The 18683-nt window shown below is 66.6% G+C and carries 15 protein-coding genes; 3 read left to right on the top strand and 12 right to left on the bottom strand.

Translation table 11 applies throughout. From position 1 onward, the window contains the following. Positions 1-115: 115 nt before the first annotated feature. Positions 116-3067: an FAD-binding and (Fe-S)-binding domain-containing protein gene (locus DRB17_RS14095; protein WP_114582861.1), complete on the top strand. Its 2952-nt coding sequence runs from the start codon at positions 116-118 to the stop codon at positions 3065-3067. A gap of 29 nt (positions 3068-3096) precedes the next feature. Here DRB17_RS14095 and DRB17_RS14100 read toward each other — a convergent pair whose 3' ends face one another. The 3 genes from DRB17_RS14100 to DRB17_RS14110 are packed head-to-tail and all read right to left on the bottom strand — an operon-like array spanning position 3097 to position 7680. Further along, positions 3097-3927 (bottom strand): 3-oxoadipate:acetyl-CoA acetyltransferase, encoded by an 831-nt coding sequence (locus DRB17_RS14100; protein ID WP_114582862.1) that lies wholly within the window; start codon positions 3925-3927, stop codon positions 3097-3099. Position 3928: 1 nt separating this feature from the next. Beyond that, the gene (locus DRB17_RS14105) at positions 3929-5620 is read right to left on the bottom strand and encodes a hydantoinase B/oxoprolinase family protein (RefSeq protein ID WP_114582863.1); all 1692 of its coding nucleotides are present in this window, start codon (positions 5618-5620) and stop codon (positions 3929-3931) included. Beyond that, positions 5617-7680, bottom strand: coding sequence for a hydantoinase/oxoprolinase family protein (locus tag DRB17_RS14110; RefSeq protein WP_206607899.1), 2064 nt, complete (start codon positions 7678-7680; stop codon positions 5617-5619). Before DRB17_RS14110 ends, DRB17_RS14105 begins: the two co-directional genes overlap by 4 nt. A 155-nt stretch (positions 7681-7835) precedes the next feature. On the opposite strand from DRB17_RS14110, the gene DRB17_RS14115 reads away from it, so the two are divergent. Then, a complete protein-coding gene (locus DRB17_RS14115) occupies positions 7836-8606 on the top strand; it encodes an IclR family transcriptional regulator (protein WP_114582865.1) in 771 nt (256 codons plus the stop codon). Between the two features lie 5 nt (positions 8607-8611). Here DRB17_RS14115 and DRB17_RS14120 read toward each other — a convergent pair whose 3' ends face one another. From DRB17_RS14120 to DRB17_RS14160, 9 genes are all read right to left on the bottom strand, one after another. Next, a complete protein-coding gene (locus DRB17_RS14120; protein WP_114582866.1) occupies positions 8612-9922 on the bottom strand; it encodes a TRAP transporter large permease in 1311 nt (436 codons plus the stop codon). Further along, a complete protein-coding gene (locus tag DRB17_RS14125) occupies positions 9919-10431 on the bottom strand; it encodes a TRAP transporter small permease subunit (RefSeq protein WP_114582867.1) in 513 nt (170 codons plus the stop codon). Before DRB17_RS14125 ends, DRB17_RS14120 begins: the two co-directional genes overlap by 4 nt. 106 nt (positions 10432-10537) lie before the next feature. Further along, a complete protein-coding gene (gene dctP, locus DRB17_RS14130; RefSeq protein ID WP_114582868.1) occupies positions 10538-11566 on the bottom strand; it encodes a TRAP transporter substrate-binding protein DctP in 1029 nt (342 codons plus the stop codon). A 207-nt stretch (positions 11567-11773) separates the two neighbouring features. Beyond that, the gene (locus DRB17_RS14135; RefSeq protein ID WP_114582869.1) at positions 11774-12814 is read right to left on the bottom strand and encodes a GlxA family transcriptional regulator; all 1041 of its coding nucleotides are present in this window, start codon (positions 12812-12814) and stop codon (positions 11774-11776) included. Positions 12815-12865: 51 nt separating this feature from the next. Further along, positions 12866-13843, bottom strand: a complete 978-nt coding sequence (locus tag DRB17_RS14140) for a dipeptidase (protein WP_114582870.1) — start codon at positions 13841-13843, stop codon at positions 12866-12868. 17 nt (positions 13844-13860) lie between these two features. After that, complete coding sequence (locus DRB17_RS14145) at positions 13861-15147, bottom strand: TRAP transporter large permease (protein WP_114582871.1); 1287 nt, start codon at positions 15145-15147, stop codon at positions 13861-13863. After that, positions 15144-15701 (bottom strand): TRAP transporter small permease, encoded by a 558-nt coding sequence (locus DRB17_RS14150; protein WP_114582872.1) that lies wholly within the window; start codon positions 15699-15701, stop codon positions 15144-15146. Before DRB17_RS14150 ends, DRB17_RS14145 begins: the two co-directional genes overlap by 4 nt. A gap of 76 nt (positions 15702-15777) precedes the next feature. Next, positions 15778-16830 (bottom strand): TRAP transporter substrate-binding protein, encoded by a 1053-nt coding sequence (locus tag DRB17_RS14155; RefSeq protein ID WP_206607900.1) that lies wholly within the window; start codon positions 16828-16830, stop codon positions 15778-15780. A gap of 81 nt (positions 16831-16911) precedes the next feature. Further along, positions 16912-17616, bottom strand: coding sequence for an isochorismatase family protein (locus tag DRB17_RS14160; protein ID WP_114582873.1), 705 nt, complete (start codon positions 17614-17616; stop codon positions 16912-16914). Between the two features lie 129 nt (positions 17617-17745). Here DRB17_RS14160 and DRB17_RS14165 point away from each other — a divergent pair, with 129 nt between their 5' ends. Further along, positions 17746-18669 carry a LysR family transcriptional regulator gene (locus tag DRB17_RS14165; protein ID WP_206607901.1) on the top strand — a complete coding sequence of 308 codons (924 nt, stop codon included), beginning with the start codon at positions 17746-17748 and terminating at the stop codon, positions 18667-18669. Positions 18670-18683: the final 14 nt, after the last annotated feature.

The raw sequence follows: 18683 nt of genomic DNA on the forward strand, positions 1-18683 counted from the left end.
ACGACATGCAGGGCGGAGTCATCGGCGTTAGCCGCAAGCGCGCCATTTCCCGCGATGGCATTTTCGGCGCCCGGTCTGCTAGCTTTGCGCCGGCGTTGTTGGAGCGAGAGAAGGCATGAGCGAACGGCGCGTGGCCGGCTATCCACGGCACCGGCGCATCGGCGATTCCCGCCTGGCGCGGCGGCTGGCGGCGGGCGTCGTGGGCGAGGTGCGTTTCGATGCGTTCACGCGCGGGCGCTATGCCACCGACGCCTCGCACTATCAGGTCGAACCCATCGGCGTCGTGCTGCCACGGCGCGAAGAGGATATCGCCGCCGTTCTGGAGATCGCGCGCGAGGAGGGCCTGCCCGTCATCCCGCGCGGCGGCGGCACCTCCCAGAACGGCCAGGCCATCGGCGAGGCAATCATCCTCGATACCTCGAAATACCTGAACGAGGTGATCGAGTACGACGCCACCGCGCGGCGCGTGTCGGTACAGCCCGGCGTCGTGCTGGACCGCCTGAACGCCCGGCTGAAGCGCGACGGCCTGTTCTTCCCGGTGGATGTCTCGACATCCAGCCGCGCCACCCTGGGCGGCATGGCAGGGAACAACTCGGCCGGCTCGCGCTCGCTGCGCTATGGCATCATGAAGGACAACGTGGAGGCCATCGACGCGGTGCTGGCCGACGGCAGCGCCCATCGCTTCGCCGAGGTACCCGGCAACCTGGACGATACCTCGCTCGACCCGCGCGTCCTCGACCTCGTACAGGGAATGCGTGCCCTGGCCGAGCGGGAGCGCGACGAGATGGCGCGGCGCATCCCGAAGGTGCAGCGTCGCGTCGGCGGCTATAACCTCGACAGCGTCGAAAGCGGCGGCCACAACATGGCGAAGCTGCTGGTCGGCTCCGAGGGCACGCTGGCGTTCTTCCGCCGTCTGACGCTGCCGTTACAGCCACTTCCCTCGCAACGGGTTCTCGGCGTCTGCCATTTCCCGACGTTCTTCGACGCGATGGACAGTGCCCAGCATCTGGTCAGGCTGGGCCCCAGCGCGGTGGAACTGGTCGACCGCAACATCCTGGAGATCGCCGGCGGCATTCCCCTGTTCCGCGAGTCCATGAAAAGGTTCGTCCGCGGCGAGCCCGACTGCCTGCTGATCGTCGAGTTCGCCGGGGAGGACGCCGGCGAGCTTCGCGACCGCCTCGGTGCGCTGGACGCGGAAATGGCGCGCCTCGGTTTTCCCGACAGCGTAGTGACGGCCGAAGACGCGTCTTTTCAGCAAGAGATCTGGGAGGTTCGCAAGGCCGGCCTCAACATCGTCATGGCGATGAAGGGCGACGGCAAGCCGGTGTCGTTCATCGAGGACTGCGCCGTGCCACTGGACCGCCTGGCCGCCTACACGGCGGAGCTGAACGAGGTGTTCGCGCGCCACGGCACGCGCGGAACCTGGTACGCCCATGCCTCGGTCGGCTGCCTGCACGTGCGGCCGATCCTGAACCTGAAGACCGAGGCCGGCGCGCGCCAAATGCGGGCGATCCACGAGGAGGCGCTGGACCTCGTGCGCCGCTACGAAGGCTCCCACTCCGGCGAGCACGGCGACGGCCTCGCCCGCTCGTCCTGGCACGAGAAGATGTACGGCCCGCGGCTGGTCGATGCGTTCGAGGTGGTCAAGGACGCCTTCGATCCAGATGAGACCTTCAATCCGGGCAAGATCGTCCGCGCGCCGCAAAGCGACGACCGCACGCTGTTCCGCTTCAAGCCGGGCTACGCCGACCAAGGGCCGGCGGAAACGGTGCTGGACTGGTCCGCCTGGGGCGGCTTCCTGGGCGCGACGGAGATGTGCAACAACAACGGCGCCTGCCGGAAGTTCGCGCCGGGCGTCATGTGCCCCTCCTACCGGGTGACGATGGACGAGCGCGACGCCACGCGCGGCCGCGCCAACAGCCTGCGCCTCGCGCTGAGCGGCCAGCTTGGCAGGGACGCGCTGACGTCGCCGGAGATGCGCGAGACGCTGTCACTGTGCGTCGGCTGCAAGGGCTGCCGGCGGGAGTGCCCGACCGGCGTGGACATGGCGCGGATGAAGATCGAGGCCACCGCGCAGTATCGAAAAGTTGCGCCGCTTTCCGCCCGCGACCGCCTCATCGCCTACCTGCCCCGCTACGCTCCGCTGGCCAGCCGCTTCGCGCCGCTGCTGAACTTCGCCGCGCGGCTGCCGGGGCTGGGTGCGGCGCGCGAGAAGCTGCTGGGCCTGTCCCGTCATCGCTCGCTGCCCGCGTGGCGGTCGGACCGCTTCCGGCCGGACGTGGCCGAGACCAGCCGCGCCAAGTCGGCCGACACCCGCGAGGTCGCGCTGTTCGTCGATACCTTCAGCGCCTACCACGAGCCGGAGACGGCCCGCGCGGCCATCGCCGTGCTGGAGGCCGCCGGCTGCCGCGTGAACGTCGCCCGCCCCGACGACGGCGGCAGGCCTCTATGCTGCGGACGTACCTTCCTGGCCACCGGCTTGGTCGACGAGGCGCGCGCGGAACTGGAACGGACACTGACAGTGCTGAGCCCCCTGGCGGAGCGTGGCGTTCCCATCGTCGGCCTGGAGCCCTCCTGCCTCCTCACCCTGCGCGACGAACTCGCGGCGGTGCTACCGGGCCGCGCGGCGGAGGCGGTGGGCATGCAGGCCAAGACCTTCGCCGAGTTCCTGGCGCAAGAGCACGCGACGCGCCGGTTGGATTTGCCGCTCAACGCGCTGCCCTGCACGTCCGCCTACCTGCACGGTCACTGCCACGAGAAGGCCTTCGGCGCGTTCGGCGCGGTGAAGACGGTCCTGGAACTGGTGCCCGGCCTGGAGGTCAATGCCATCGAGTCCTCCTGCTGCGGCATGGCCGGTGCCTTCGGCTACGAGGCAGAGCACTACGAGGTGTCGATGCGGATGGCCGAACTGTCGCTGCTGCCGGCCATCCGGCAGGCGCCGGAAGATGCGATCCTGGTTGCCGACGGCACCTCCTGCCGCCACCAGATCGCCGACGCAACCGGGCGAAAGGCGCACCACCTGGCCGTCGTGCTACGCGACTCGCTGCAAGGGGCCGGCGCGGCCTGAGCGTCGCGGGCGCGCTCCAGCCGCCCGGCTCAAGCCTGCGGGATCGACAGAAGCCGCCGTGCCTCCACCGCCGTCGCCGGGTGACGGTCGTAGTCGGCACAGAGGTCGGCCACGCGGGCGACCAGTTCCGCGTTGCTCTCGGCCAGCCGGCTCTTGTCGAAGCGGATGTTGTCCTCAAGCCCCGTACGGCAGTGGCCGCCCATCTCCAACGCCCAGTGGTTGACCTCAAGCTGATGCCGGCCGATCCCGGCCGCCGTCCAGGTAGCATCGGGCAGAAGCTCGCGAAGTTGGGCCACCTCAAAATCGAGGATATCGCGCCGTGCTGGCAGCGCATTCTTCACGCCCAGCACGAACTGCACGTGGACAGGGCGGACAAGCTCGCCGACCGCCGCCATCTCGACCGCCTTGTAGAGCATCGACAGGTCGAAGATCTCGATCTCCGGCTTGATGCCCTCGCACCGCATCCGGTCGGCCAGTTCCTTCACGAAATCCGGATGGTTCTCGTAGATCATGCTGGGGAAGTTGACGGAGCCGGTAGCGAGCGACGCCATCTCCGGGCGCAGATGGAGCATGCTGCCGCGCGCCTCGGTGGAGCGCCCCCGCCCGCCGGTGGAGAACTGGACGATCATGCCGGGGCAATGCCGGCGCACGCCGTCCAGGTAGGCCGCGAATTTCTCCGGGTCCGACGACGGTGTCTCGTCGTCGTTGCGGACGTGGACATGCGCGATGGTGGCGCCTGCCTCGAAAGCGGCGTGCGTCGATTCCACCTGCTCGTCGACCGTGATCGGCACGGCGGGGTTGTGCGACTTGCGCGGGACGGAGCCGGTAATCGCGACGGTGATGATGCAGGGCGTCGTCATGTCAGGCACTTTCCTTCCGGGTCGTGGCATTCGCGGGCGCATCCGGACCGCCGGGACCAGCGTCGAAGTAGCCGCGCAAGCGGTCGCGCTCGATCAACTCGGGCGCGCGCTCCCCGGCGGGGCCATAGCCGCCGCCACCGGGCGTCTCCACCTCGATCCAGTCGCCTTCGCCCAGCAGGTAGCCCTCGCCCTTCGAGAGATGTTCGGGCGAGGTCATTTCGCCATTGCGGCAGATCCGGATGACGTTTGGCGCGCCGGCGTCGCCGCCCAGAATGCCGGGCGGACCGAAGCGCCCGTGCTCCATCAGGAACGATGCCTTGGCGTTGCCGCGTAGCAGGCGCACGCGATAGCGAACGCCGAAGCCGCCCCGGTAGCGCCCGGCGCCGCCCGAGCCTTCGCGGAGCGCGAACTGCTCGATGAGGATGGGATAGCGCTGTTCCAGGATCTCGACCGGCTGGCTCTTCGAGATGCCGATGGTGGAACAGCCGTTGCTGATCCCGTCGCCAGCCCACCAGCCACCGTAACCGCCGCCGGAGAAATAATACATGATGTAGCTCCGCCCCGTTTCCGGGTCGAAGCCGCCCATGCTGAGGTTGCCGCTGGTTCCGGCGGGTGCTGCGAACAGCCGGTCGGGGATCGCTTCCGACAGGGCAAGCAGGACCGATTCCACCACGCGCTGCGAGACCTCGGCCGCACAGCCGGCAACCGGGCGCGGATAGTGGGCGTAGAGGAACGTCCCCTCCGGCGGCTCGACGTGAATCGGAGCGAAGCAGCCGGCGTTGAGCGGCACGTCCGGGAAGATGTGCTTCATCGCCAGATAGACGGCGGACAGCGTGCTCGCCCAAACCGAGTTCATCGGCCCCTGGCACGGCGGGCTGGAGCGTGACAGGTCGAAGTGAATGTCCGAGCCCTCGACGCGGACGTCGACGGCCACCTCAAGCGGCGCGTTCACTACGCCGTCGCTGTCCATGTAGGCCGAGGCCGCGTAGGTTCCGTCGGGGATGGCCTCGATGTGGCTGCGCATCATCCGTTCCGAGCGCTGCTCAAGCTCGGCGATCGCAGCCTCGACGGTTTCCTCGCCGTAGCGGTCCAGCAGCGCCGTCAGCCGCCGCGCGCCGGTGGCAAGGGCGGCGATCTGCGCGCGGATATCGCCGATGCGCTCCTCGGCGACGCGGATGTTGGCAAGCACCAGCTTGACCAGGTCGTCGTCCATCTCGCCGCGCTGCACCAGCTTGACGGGCGGGATGCGCAGGCCTTCCTGGTGGATCTCGGTGGCGGTGCTGTTGAAGCCGCCCGGCACCATGCCGCCGGTGTCGGGCCAGTGGCCGGTGTTCGCCAGATAGCACCACGGCCGGCCGCGATAGTAGAAGGGCCGCACCATCTTGACGTCCATCAGATGCGTCCCGCCCAGGTAGGGGTCGTTCACCAGGATGACGTCGCCGTCCTCCAGGTCCTGCCGCTCGGCAATGACGGAGCGGGTGGTCTCCTGCATGACGCCGACGAAGATCGGCAGGCCCAGCTCGCCCTGCGCGATCACCCGTCCGTCGGCCAGGCCGTAGATGCCGTTGGAGCGGTCGAAGGCTTCGGAGATGACGGGCGAGAAGGAGGTCTTCTCGTGCACCAGGTCCATTTCGCTGCAAACCTGCTGCAGCCCCTTCTCGATGACGGTCAGAGTAACGGGATCGATGGTCATGCGCTGGCCTCCGCGGATGCGGCGTTGGCGTTCACGTCGATGATCATGTTGCCGAAGGCGTCGGTCCGCCCGGCGGCACCGGGGTCGATCACGATGGTGGTGTCGAGTTGCTCGACAATGGCGGGACCGGCGATCCAGCTGCCATCCCCCATGTCCTCGCGGCGGTAGACCTTGGTGTCGTACCAACGCTCGCCGAAGTAGACAGGGCGCTGTCCGGACGCGTCGGGCACCTCGGCCTTCGCCTCGCCACCGCCGAACAGGGCCAGGTCGGGACGCTTGCGCACGCCGATGACGGTCGTGCGGATATTCACCAGGACCGGCACCATCTCGGGCAGCGTGATCCCGAAACGCTCCTGGTAGTGTGCCGTCATGTCGGCCAGCACGGTCTCCGGATCGAAGGACGCGCCGCGCTGCGGCAGGCGGATGACATGGGACTGACCCTGGTAGAGCAGGTCGAACTCGTGCCGCACCTCGACGGTCTCGACGGTGACGCCCTCGCGTTCCAGCAAGGTCTTGCCGGCCTTCGCCTGATCGGCGAGCCAGCGGTCGACATCGGCAGACTCAAGCTCCCGCACCGGCGTGTTCACGGTCTGCACGAAGTCGTGGCGCACGTCCGCCAGGATGCAGCCAAGCGCCGACGTCAGGCCGGGAAAGCGCGGCACCAGAACCCTCGGCAGCCCCAGTTCGCGGGCGATCTCGACGGCGTGCAGCGGCCCCGCCCCGCCGTAGGGCATCAGCGCGAAGTCACGAGGATCGTGGCCTTTCTCGATGGAAATCAGCCGGATCGCGGCGGCAAGCTCGTTGACCGCAACGTCGATTACGGCCTTCGCTGCCTTCACGGTGTCCATACTGAGCGGCCGTCCAATCTTCGCGTCGATGGCGGCCTCGATTTCCTGCAAGGGAGCGTGCCCGCCGGAGCCGGTGACGGCGTCCGGGTTGATGCGGCCGAGAAGGAGGTTCGCGTCGGTAATCGTCGGCTCCTTACCGCCCCGGCCATAGCCGATGGGACCCGGATAAGAGCCCGCGCTATCCGGGCCGACGCGAAGCATCCCGGCACTGTCCACGCGGGCGATGCTGCCGCCGCCGGCCCCGATGGTGTGGATATCGATCATCGGGATGCGCAGCGGCACGGCGTAGGCCAGGTCCTTCTCCGCCGTGATGACCGGCTCGCCGTCCACCACCACGGCCACGTCATAGCTGGTGCCCCCCATATCGCCTGTGATGACATTCCCGACCCCGGCGGCGCGGGCGATCTCGGCGGCGGCCAGCACGCCAGCGGCCGGGCCGGACATCACCGTGTGCGCCGCGTTCTCGCCCACGACCGAAGCATCCATCATGCCGCCGTTTGCCTGCATCACCAGAAGCTGGCGGGCATAACCCGAATCCTTCAGCCGCTCGGCCACGCGGTCGATGTAGCTCGTCACGATCGGCCGGATCGCCGCGTGGATGGCCGCAGTGCTGCCCCGCTCGAACTCGCGCATCTCGCGGATGATCTCATGCCCGGCGACGACGTGGCCGTTTGGCCAGATCTCCCGCACGATCTCGGCGCAGCGCTGCTCGTGCGCGGGGTTGGCGTAGGCGTGCAGGAAGTGAACGACGACCGATTCGGCCCCCATTTCGCGCAGCCGCTCGACCGCCGCGCGCACCGCCGCTTCGTCCAGCGGCTGCACGATCCTGCCGTGCGCGTCGATCCGCTCGGGCACCTCAAGGCGGAGGTTGCGGGGGATCAGCGGCTCGAAGCTGCCCGACAGGCCGTAGTTGTGCGGCCGCGTGCGCCGGCCCAGTTCCAGGACGTCGCGGAACCCCGCCGTCGTGATCAGGCCGCAGACCGCGCCCTTGCGCTCCAGGACCGCATTGGTGCCCGCCGTCGTGCCGTGCACCAGCCAGTCGATGGCCGACGGCGCAACGTCCAGTTCCCTCAGCCCCTGAAGGAAGCCGTCGGAGAGATCGCCGACCGTCGTCGGCACCTTGGCGGTTCGCCATGTCCCGCTCTCGCCGTCGAGCAGGATGAAATCGGTGAAGGTGCCACCGACATCGACGCCGACGCTGATTTGCGACACGTTGTCCTCCTGACGCATAACGCGACTCTAAGGCGTAAGGTTGTTTCGTTTATTGAAACTTTGTTCTGATTTATGATACTAGAAACGACTGAGCGGACGTTGTCAACCGCCTGGGTTCCCATGGAACGGCATCGGCGGCGCAAGCGGAGTACGGGATGAGCGAGAGACAGAAGACCCTTCCCCTGGAACGCTACATGAGGGTCGCTGAGGTGGTGGCCGCCTCTCACCAGAGTGTCGGACTGACCGAGATCGCGGTGCTGACGGGGCTGCCGAAGCCGACTGTTCATCGGCTGATCAACGCGCTCGTCGATACCGGCATCCTGGAAGCGGACGGTGCGCACTACAAAAGCTTCACCGTCGGCCGGCGGCTGTGGCGGATCCTCTACCTGGGCCTCGACCGGGACAAGGTGGCCGGCTATGCGCAGATCGTCTGCGACGACTTGGCGAAGGAGTTCAAGGAAACCTGCTACATGGTCCGGCTGGGCCAGCGGCACGTTCGCGCCATCGCCCGCTCCGCGCCCGACCAGGGGCACCGCCTGCACGTGCTGCCGGGCGCCGAGCTGCCCCCGCACGCGGCCTCTTCGGCCAAGGCGATCCTGGCGTACCAGGACGGAGAAACCCTGGACCGGCTGCTGCCCGACCCACTGCCGGCGCTGACCGAACACACCATCACCAGCCGCGCCGATCTGGAAGTCGACCTCGCCCGCGTGCGCGAAACCGGCTATGCGATCTGCGACCGCGAGATCGACGACAACGTCATGGCCTATGCCTGTCCCATCCATCTTGCCGGCGCCGGGGTTCTCTACAGCCTGGGAGTAACAGGGCCGTGCAGCCGCCTGCGCCAGATCCCCACGGAGGAACTGGTGGCGGCCTTGAAGCAGGGGGCCTCGCGCTTTGCCGACATGCTGGGGGCAGTTGCCGGATAGACGGCTCAGAACAGCCTGTCCGGCAGGAACAGGATGATGTCGTGGAACACCAGCATGATGCCGGTCGCCAGCAGCATCAGCATCACGAAGGGCAGCACGGACTTGTAGATATCGCCCATCGTCACCGACGGCGGCGACACGCCGCGCAGGTAGAACAGGTTGTACCCGAACGGCGGCGTCAGGAAGCCGATCTCCATGTTCACGATGAACAGGATGCCGAACCAGACGGGATCGAAGCCCAGCTTCGTGACGATCGGCACGACGATAGGCGCCGTGATCATGATGATACCGACGGTGTCCAGAACCATGCCGAGTGCCAGCAGGAGTCCCAGAATACCGATCAGGATGACGTAGCGGTCCACCTCCAGGCCCAGCACAAGGCTCTCGATCAGGCGCGAGGCGCCGGCCGCCGTGTAGAAGGTGGAAAGCGCCGAGGCGCCGATGATGATCCAGAAGATCATGCAGCTCAGCAGCAGCGTCTCGTTGCAGACCTCCTGGATCAAGCCCCATCCCAGCCGCCGCTGGACGCCGGCGGCCAGCAACGCCCCTGCCGCGCCCACGGCGGCGGCCTCGGTCACGCTGGCCAGGCCGCCCAGGATCGAGCCGAGCACCGCAACGACGAGACCCAGCGGAACGATAAGGCCCTTCAGGCTGACCAGCTTCTCACGCCACGAATAGCGCCGCGTCTCCGTGCCGCCCGCCATCTCCGGCTGTAGCCACCCGCGCAGCAGCAGGTAGGCGATGAAAAGCCCTGCGATCAACAGGCCCGGGAGAACGCCGCCCGCATACAGCTTGCCGATGGAGGTGCCGGAGATCAGCCCGTACACGATCATCGTCACGCTGGGCGGGATAAGGATACCCAACGACCCGCCCGCGGCGACGGAACCAAGCGCGATGCCCTTGGCGTAACCACGCTCCAGCATCGCCGGGACCGCCAGAAGCCCCATGGCAATGGTGGCCGCGCCGCTGATTCCGGCCATCGCGGCGAACAGCGTGCAGATGACGATGGTGCCGACGGCCAGCCCGCCGCGCAGGGTGCCGGCGAAACTCTGCATGGTGTTGTACAGCGTTTCGGCGATACCGGAACGCTGCAGCACCGAGGCCATGAAAATGAACAGTGGTATCGCCAGGAACTGAAAGCTGGAGGTGTTCTGGAACGCCCGCATCGGCAGTAGGTTCAGGCCATCGACGTTCCACATGGTGGCGATCAGCACGGCGCTGAGCCCGCCCAGCGCAAAAGCGATGGGTACGCCGATGGCCAGGAAAACGACGAGGCCGCCGAAAAGCAAGGTCGTGACCAGGACCGGATCGCTCATGCCGAGCCTCCGTCCCGCTCGTCGCCGGCCCACAACCTGTAAAGGCGCGACAGCCATGCCAGGACAAGCAGCACGGCGCCTATGGGCAGCAGGCTCTTCGCCGCCCAGACCGGCCCGCCCCAAGCCCCGGTCGCCGAGCGCTCGTCGATGGCGATCGAACGCAATGCAAGCTCACCGCCCAGCCACAGCAGGACGCCGACGAAGATGAGGAAGAGAGCCGTGCTGACGGTGGTATCCACGATGGCCCGGGTCCGCGACCCCATCTGCCCGTAGAAGATGTCGACGCGGACGAAATGATCCTTCGCCAATGCGTACGGCCCGCCCAGGAAGATCAGCGCCGTGATCAGCCACGTGCTGAGTTCGTGCGCCCACGACGATGGCATGTTGAAGGCGCCGCGCGCGATGATCTCGTAGACGACCAGGGCGATCACCACGAGAACCAGCAGGGCGGCCGCCCGGCCGATCCCGGCAATGACCCGGTCGATCCAGCGAAAGGTCAGGTCGAGCATCACGCCTCCCCAGGCCCAGGGTTCAAACGACGTTCAAGGGAACCATAGAAGAGAAAAAAGAAAAGCGGCGGCGCGCCGCCCCCGGCGCGCCGCCGTGGCCGCAAGTCTAGCGGCCAAGCTCTTCAAGATAGGCGTTCAGCATCTCGACGCCGCGCTTGGCGTACGCGTCCGCCTCGGCATAGTCCTGCCAGAGGTCGCGGGCGATGGCCTCCATCTTGCGCCACTCCTCGGGCGGGATGCGGCTCACCTCGACGCCCGCGGCCTGCATGTCCTGCATGGCCTTCGCGTCCTCCAGCGCGCTGATCGCCAGGTACTCGAAGGACGCGGCAATCGCCGCTTCTTCCAGGATCGCCTTGAGATCGTCCGGCAGTTCCTTCCAGGCCGACATGTTCACGGCGAAGAAGTTGTTCGGCACCGGCATCGGCGACGGCTGCATGTAGTACTTCGCAACCTCGTGGAAGGAGTTGTTCATGTTCCCCGAGGGGCTGGCCCAGCGCGCGGCGTCCACCACGCCGGTGGCAAGCGCGCTGTAGATCTCGCCGCCGTCGAGGAAGGTGGCGCTGGCACCCATCTTCTCGTACCACTTCGCCTCGATGCCGAATGCGCGGACCTTCAGGCCCTCGAAGTCCTCCATGCCGGTGATGGGCTTCTTCGACATCATGTCCCAAGGCGGGGAGAACTGCGGGCCGAGGTAGAACACGCCCTGCTCGGCATAAGCCTCGCGCGCCAGGTCGATGAAACCCTTCTTGTAGAAGAAGTTGTAGCGCTCCATCGGCGTGCGCAGCGAGCCGGGAACGCCCATCTCAAGGTTGGCGATCGGCCCCATCTTGCCGGAGTAATAGCCGCCGGTGAGCACCGCCATCTGCGCGAGGCCGGTGGAAACGGCCTCCAGTCCCTCGCTGATCGGGAACAGCGCGCCGACCGGATGAAGATCGAAGGTGATCCGCCCCCCGGACATCTCCTCGGCAAGCTCGACGAACTTCTTCTCGACCGCGACATAGCCGGGCTCACCGGCATTCAGATTGCTCTGGATCTGCCAGTGATAGCTTTCCTCACTGGCCACCGGACCGGCGGCGGCGACCGACACGACAGCCGCGACAGCGACCGATTTTATTGTTGTTGAAAGCAGTTGCATCTTCCGGGCCTCCCTCCTCTCCGTGGGAATAAGCCTTGAGTGAGTGTTTCGATTTTCGAAATCTTTTCTTGATTTACGAAAACGTGTCACGCACTGCGCCGCCCTGTCAAGCGGAAGGCAAACCGCAAGCGTGAAATCGCTCGCGGACGCGAGCCGCCAAGCCCGGTGCAAGCGGTGGATTACCGCGGACCTCCGGTGGACCGTTTTTTAGATTGAAGGATCGTCTCCGACTGCCGCCCCACACACCGCCCGGTAACCCCGCGGCGTGTGGCCATAGTGCTGCCGGAACAGCGTGGCGAAGTGGGGCTCCGAGGCGAAGCCGCATTCGATGGCGATGTCGAGGATGCGGGCGTCGGAGTGCGCGATCAGGTTGCGTGCCACCGCCAGCCGGTAGGAGCGCAGCGCCTGCGCCACCGTGATGCCGAGTTCGCGCCGGAAAAGCCGTTCCAGCTGTCGGCGGGAGACGCCGCCGCGCGCGGCCAGGTCGTCGACGTCGAGGGCTTCGCTGAAATGCGCCTCGATATGCGCCAGCGCGGTGCGCAGCGCGCGGTGCCTGGCGGGGCCGAACAGCGGCGCCGCCGGCTGCGCCTCGCCGTGATCGACCAGGCGGTCGAACAGCATGATCCGCGCCGCCTTCACGGCCGTGTCCAGGCCCACGCGGTGCTCCACCAGCCAGTTCGCCACACGCACCGCGCCCAGCCCGCCGGCGCAGGTGATGAAGTTCCCGTCGCGCACGTAGACCGCGTCGCTCACCGGCGCCACATCGGGAAAGGCATCCAGGAACTCGCCGCGATGCAGCCAGTGGACGCAGGCCCTGCGCCCCGCCAGCACGCCGAGCCCGGCCAGGGCATAGCTGGCCCGGCACAGCCCGATCACCGTCCGGTTCCGCCCCAGCGCCGTGCGTACGAGATCGGCCCCGCCGGGCGGCCAGTTGAAATCCAAGGGGGTGCGTCCGCCCGCTACCACCAGACAATCGAACGGCTCCGCCCGGCACGGCCGCTCGCTGGGCCCTAGCGACAGGCCGCAGCTTGAGCGCACCCGCCCCGGATCGTCCGAGAGCAACTGCCAGCTACACTGCAGTGGCCGGCTGCGGTCGCCCTCGTCCGCCGCCAGACGCAGCGTGTCCAGGAAGGTCGCCACCGGCGTCAGCGTGAACTCCGGCAGCAGGTAGACGGCCACCCGCAGCCGGGGGCCGCCGGGCGGTCCATCGCCGGCAATCGCGTCGGGCTCAGTGGCAAGGTCTTTCATATCCGGCCCACCGTTGGCCGGGCATTGCGCCCACGCCGGGTGCGGGAAGCCTTACGCTCCCCATACCGTGTGCAGATGCCCGGCCCAGTTCTCTCCCATGACCTTGGCGATCAGCCTTTCAGGCCAGCCCTTGCGCTCCATCGCGGCCGTCAGGTTCGGGAAATCCTCGATGCGGCGAAACCCGTCGGGCATGACGATATCGCCGAACTCCGTCAATTGTCGCGCGTGGCCCTTGTCCTGCGTAATATAGTCGAAGAAATCCCGGCCGTGATCCTGGGTGAAGTCGGTGCCGATTCCGACCTGGGCTTCGCCAACGAGGTTGAGGACATGGGACACCGCGTCCACCACGTCGTCCACGGAGGAGTCGTTCCCCTTCTTCAGGAACGGCGGAAACGCGGTCACGCCGACGAAACCGCCATGCTCCGCGATCAGCCGCAGGTCCTCGTCGGTCTTGTTGCGCGGATGCGGTTTCATGGCCGCCGGCAGGCAATGGGAGAACGCCACCGGCTGCTTGGAATAGCGGATGGCATCGCGCGCGGTGTCCGCGCCGACGTGGCTCAGATCGACAAGGATGCCGACGCGGTTCAACTCGTCAATCAGTTCGCGGCCGAAGTCGGTCAGCCCGCCGTCGCGGCTCTCGTAACAGCCGCAACCCACGGAGTTCGCCGTGTTGTATGTCAGCTGGACGATGCCGAGACCGAGTTCCTTGTAAACCTGGACCAGCGGCAGATAGTCACCGAAGCCACTGGTGTTCTGCCAGCCAAGAATGATGCCGACCTTGCCCTCGGCCTTGGCGCGACGGATGTCCTCGGTCGTGTAGACCTGCAGCAGCAGGTCGCTGTTCTCCCGGATCCAGCTCTTCCAATCCGCCACCGCCTTCATCGCGGTCGGAAAGTCCTCCCAGACACAGGCGGTACAGTTGGCGGCGGTGAGACCGCCGTCGTGCATGGCCTGGAAAAGCGAACGGCTCCAGTTGGCGACGATCAGGCCGTCGACGACCGTAAGTTTGCCGTGAAGGTCTTGCGTCATGAACAGCTCCGAAAGCGTTAGTAGAAACTGGGCAGGAAGAGGACGATGCCCGGCAGCAGAGTGAGCAGCACGATGGCTCCCAGCATGATCAGCCAGTACGGCATGGTGGCCCAGGCGGCCTGCGCCAGGTTCACCCGCTGCCCGGACATCGTCACCAGAACGAACAGGTTCAGCCCGACCGGCGGCGTGATCATCCCGATTTCCATCAGCAGCGTCACGATGACGCCGAACCAGACGGGGTCGAAGCCGACGGCCGTGATCACCGGGAAGGCAATCGGCAGCGTCATCAGCAGCAGCGAGATGCCGTCGAAGAAGCACCCGAGAACCAGGTAGAGCAGGACGATCATCCCCAGGACCGCGTACCGCGACAGGCCCAGGCTCGCCGCCCAGGCGACAATCGACTGTGGCATGCCCAGGATGCTGATCGCCTGCGCCAGGATCAGCGTTCCCAGCATCACCATGGCGATGGCGCCGAAGACGACGCTGGCGCCCAGAAACGAGCCCCACAGCTTGCGCGGCGTCAGGTTGCCCCAGGTGAAGCCGAGGACGATAGCCGCCGCGACGCCCAGCGCCGCCGCCTCGGTCGCCGTCGCAAGCCCCAGATAGATCGTCCCCAGGACGAAAAAGATAAGGATCGGCAGCGGCCAGATGTTCGACAGCCCTCTCAGCATATCGGCCGTCGTCGGCTTCTCCGCCTCGTCCGGCGTGATGTCCGGCCGCGCCTTGGAAAGCGCCATGATGTAAAGACTGAACAGCCCGGCGATCATCACGCCGGGGACGATGCCCGCGAGGAACAGCTTGCCGATGGAGACGTTCTGCGTCGCGCCATAGATCAGCAGCGCGAGGCTGGGCGGAATCAACAGGCCCAGGGTGCCGCCGGCCGCCAGGCTGCCGATGATCGTCGGCCCGTCGTAGCCGCGCTTGGAAAGCTCAGGATAGCCGACCGAGCCGATGGCAGCGGCGGTCGAGGTGCTGGAGCCGCTTACGGCGCCAAAGATGGTACACACCGCGATGTTGGTGTGCAGCAGCTTGCCCGGAACGCGGTGAAACAGCGGGCTCAGGCCGTTGTACACGCGATCGCTGATGCCGCTGGCCAGCAGGATATCGCCCAGGAAGATGAAGATCGGCACTGCGCTCAGCGTGAAGTCGGTGAAGACGTTCCACACCTTCATGACGGCAAGCTGGCTTGCGCCGCCCGCCTCGAAGTGGAGCAGCGCGAAGCCGACGAGGCCGAGGCCCGCCCCCAGGACGGCTCCGGTCGACAGCAGGACCACAAGGCTTGCCGCCAGGATGCCCCACGTCATGGTGAGATCTCCCGCTCTTCGGGTTCCAGCCAGGACGTCCGCCCTGCCATCCGGCGCAGGCAGTCCCAAAGCTGGATCAGCGCCACCAGCAGGGCGATGAAGAAGGCTGCGGCCATCAACCCCATCCAGGGCCACAGTACCAGCGAGCCCAGTTCGGACCGGGAGTCGATCATCCGCGAGAAGGACGCGAACTCGTAAGCCTGGGAGACGAAGACAGTGGCGAAGGCGATGAAGATCAGCGACGCGGAGATTTCCGCGACCCGTGCCCAGACGCCGCGCAGCTTGCGGCTCACCAGATCGACGCTGATGTGGCTGCGCTGCAGCAGGCCCAGGGGAATGGCGAGGAAGGAAAGCGAGAGGAACAGCAGTCCGACAAGCTCGTCGGAGAATTTAAGCGGCGAGCCGAGGAAGTAGCGCATGACGGCGCCGGAGAACACTAGCACGGTCATGACGATCCCGGCGATAGCGGCCAGCGCATTCATCGCACGCACCAACAGGGCAAGCAAACGCACGGGAAGCGGCATTCGCGCCTTGTCCGCTGCGACGTCTCCCATGGGTTTCCTCCGTATTCACCCCGTGAAACGGGCCGCCGGCCGCGCGGGAAGCACGGCCGGCATCGCCTCGTCCGGACTACTCGGGCAGTTCGCTGATCGCGTCCTGCATCCGCTCATAGTACTCGATACCCTTGGGGCCAGCCTTCTCGGCCAGCTCGCGCCAGGCCTTCTTCGACGCCGCCACGAACTTCGAGACATCCTCCTCGGAGAACGGCTCCAGCATGGTGACGCCAAGCTCCTCGCGCTCCGCCCGGGCCTTCGCCTCGCGCTCGGGGTCGACCGCGGCCTCACGGGTCTCCTGCCAGATCTCCTCGCCGGCCTCGCGCAGGATATCGCGCTGCTCATCGCTCAGACCCGCCCAGGCCTTCTGGCTGACGCCGAACATCCACGGCACGGCCGCCCAGGGGTGCAGATAGGCCTCGTACTCGGTGACCTCGTGCAGCGACACGGTCGGCGCGACTGTGGACAGGTAATAGGCGCAGTCCACCACGCCGGTCTGGAGGGCGAGATACATGTCGTTCTGGGGGATCACCTGCGCCGCGACGTCGAGGCGGGTGAAGGTGTCCACCAGGTGAGCAGCCCATACACGGAGCTTCTTACCCTTCAGCTCCTCCAGGGTGTTGACCGGGCTCTTGCAGTGGATGCCCACGTCGAAGACCGGGCTCACGACGCCGCCGACGGTGTTGATGTTCCAATCCCCGTAGGCCTCCTCGTAGATCTCGCGGACGGTCGGCAGCAACTCCATATGCTGCTCCGGCTCGCGGATCGCGCCCTGGACGTAGACCGCGGCAAGCCCGGGTGCGTCACGGGTGTAGTAGCCGCCGTAAAGCATCGCCATGTCGACGGCGCCCGCCTTCAGGATGCGCAGAAGGTCCGGGTCCTTCAGGCCGAGAGAGCCAGCGTGATAGACGTTGATCTTCAGTTCGCCGTCGGACTTCTCCGCCACGCGCTCGGCGAACTTGTTCAGCCACTGGGCCTCCGGGCGCGATTCGACGATCTGGCTGTGCATCTTCAGCGTCGTCTCCGCGTGGGCCGGCGCGCCGTGCATCGTCGTCGCGGCAAGCGCCAACGCACCGCCGCCAAGCATCGTGCACAGGGCCTTCGGGAGCTTACGGATGTAGCGTTCCATACGTCTCTATCCTCCGATGCCGTGTTGTTTTTTGGAGTGGAAGGACCGCGTCGGCGACGCGGGGTGCGGGAAATCGCCGCGTTACTGCGCGGCGCTACGCGATGCGCCGATCCCGTCGAGGTATTCGACGCAGCTTTCGACCGTCTCGACGTCGCCGAACTTCGCGTCGATGTCGAAAAGGTTCCAGGCCACGGCACCGGGCACGCGGTCGCCGATCGCCTCTTTCACCGCGATGGTGCGAAAACCCTCGGCAAGGCCGTCGCATACCGTGGTGCGCACGCAGGCCGAGGCGGTGACGCCTGTGACCAGGATCGTGTCCACCCCGGCGGCGCGCAGGAAGCCCGCAAGGTAGGTTCCGTGGAACGAGCTGGCGCGCTTCTTCACCAGCAACTGCTCGCCCTCGATCGGCTCGATGCGGGAATCGATGGCCCACAGGTCCTTTCGGTTCTCCGGCACGGCCTCGACCGGGATCTTGTTGTGCCACAGTCCCATGTCGGTGTCCGGGTTCGCCCTGTCCGTGACCTGATAGCAGGTGGTCACGTGCACGACCGGAAGCTTGTTGCGCCGGAAAGCCGCGAGAAGGTCCTGCATCGCCGGGATGATCCGGTCGTCCATGCCCTCGCAGGTGAAGGGGTTGCCGGGGCGCGTCCAGGCGTTGGCAAGATCGACGCTGATCAGCGCCGGCTTGGCGCCGAAGCCGACCTTTCGCTGGAACCCGCGCTCACGGTAGATATTGCTGGCCTCGGCAAAGGCCTCTTCCAAAACCGCGTTCAGGTCTGCACGCATTGATACGTTCCCCTATGAGCCGATAGAAGGGCGCGTTGCCGCGCTGACCGGGGAACCTGCGGCGAAACTGATCTTGAAACAAATATCAATTTCTATGAAATTAATGCCACTGTATGCATGGATCTCTCAATGCGCTATGATTTCCGCCAGATAAACGCCTTCTGCGTCGTCGCCGAGGAGCTTCACTTCAACCGCGCGGCGGAGCGGCTTCACGTCACGCAACCGTCGCTCAGCCGCACTATCCAGAACCTGGAAGAGGCGGTGGGCGTCAGCCTCCTCCACCGCACCACGCGCAAGGTCGAATTGACCGAGGCCGGCAAGGCCTTTCTAGCGGAATGCCGGCTTGGCCTGGGTCACATGGACCGCGCGGTCGAGGTAGCGCGCAGCACGGCCCAGGGCGTCACCGGCGAACTGCGCATCGCCTACATGGACTTCGCGATCAACGGCCGCTTGCCCGAGATGCTGCGCGCCTTCGTTGAGGCGCATCCCTCGATCCGCTTGAGCCTGACCTACATGACCACCGCGTGGCAGCGCCAAGCCCTCTTGGAGCACAAGATCGACGTTGGCTTCATGATCGGTGCGTTCGAGAACCCCCACCTTGAGAACCGGCCGTTCGACGTCAACCAGTACGTGGTCCTCCTGCCCCTCCACCACCCGCTTGCAAACGCCAAGACCCTGCGGCTGAGCGACCTGGCGGACGAGCCCTTCGTTCTTGGCGACAGGGGCTGGAGCGCGTTCCGCGAGCGGCTGTTCCTGCTTTGCCACGAGGCCGGTTTCTTCCCCCACATCGTCCAGGAAGCCTCCACCAGCGAGGGCATCTTCGGCCTCGCCGCCGCCGGCGTCGGCGTCTCCGTTTATGCAAGCTGCGCCCGCAACATCCAGCGTCGAGGCCTCGTCATCCGCCCGCTTATCGACATCGAGGACACCATTCCCACCTTCGCCGTCTGGGACCGGGCGCCGAAGACCAAAAGCCTCGCCCGATTCGCCGATTTCCTGGGGGCATGGTGCGAGCCTGGATATGCGACGCCCGCTGCGGGCACCGGCGAGCGCTGAGCCGGCGCTGCACG

This window comes from Ferruginivarius sediminum (assembly GCF_003344765.1).
Taxonomy (GTDB): Bacteria; Pseudomonadota; Alphaproteobacteria; order Kiloniellales; family Rhodovibrionaceae; genus Ferruginivarius; species Ferruginivarius sediminum.